At 61.8% G+C, this 479-nt stretch carries 1 protein-coding gene; it reads left to right on the top strand.

The window, feature by feature from the left end; all coding sequences use genetic code 11:
• On the top strand, nucleotides 1–479 hold a 479-nt coding region (locus tag EE949_RS08310; RefSeq protein ID WP_241152845.1), incomplete at both ends, for an ABC transporter substrate-binding protein.

The following is a 479-nucleotide window of genomic DNA, read 5'->3' as shown; positions in this document are numbered from 1 at the left end:
GTGGTGAGTGGCTTGCGCTGGCGCCCTATCGGGAGCAACTGCCGCCCAGCCTCTTTACTCAACCGTTCATGCCCTCGAAAATCGATGGCGGCGGAATCCCGCGTGAAACCCTTCGCAAGGCATTGGGTCTGCTGGGCAGCGCAGGCTGGAAGCTTACCGACAGGGGCCTGCTCAACGCCGACAACCAGCCGCTGCGTTTCGAAATCCTGCTGGTCAACCCCAGCCTGGAACGCATTCTGCTGCCCTACATCGAAGACCTGCGCCGCCTGGGGATCAATGCGGGCCTGCGCACCGTGGACCGCGCACAGTACAAGCAGCGCCTGGATCGTTTCGACTTCGACATGATCCTCATGACTCTGCAGCAGACGCTCAGCCCAGGCCTTGAGCAGTGGCAGTACTTTCATTCGAGCCAGGCGTCCATCCACGGCAGCAAGAACTACGCGGGTGTCGCCAATCCGGTGGTCGACGGCCTTCTGAAC

The sequence above is a fragment of the Pseudomonas viridiflava genome (assembly GCF_900602065.1).
Classification (GTDB): Bacteria; Pseudomonadota; Gammaproteobacteria; order Pseudomonadales; family Pseudomonadaceae; genus Aquipseudomonas.
Note: the sequence above shows the minus strand (reverse complement) of the source record. Positions and strands in the feature narration are given on the sequence as shown.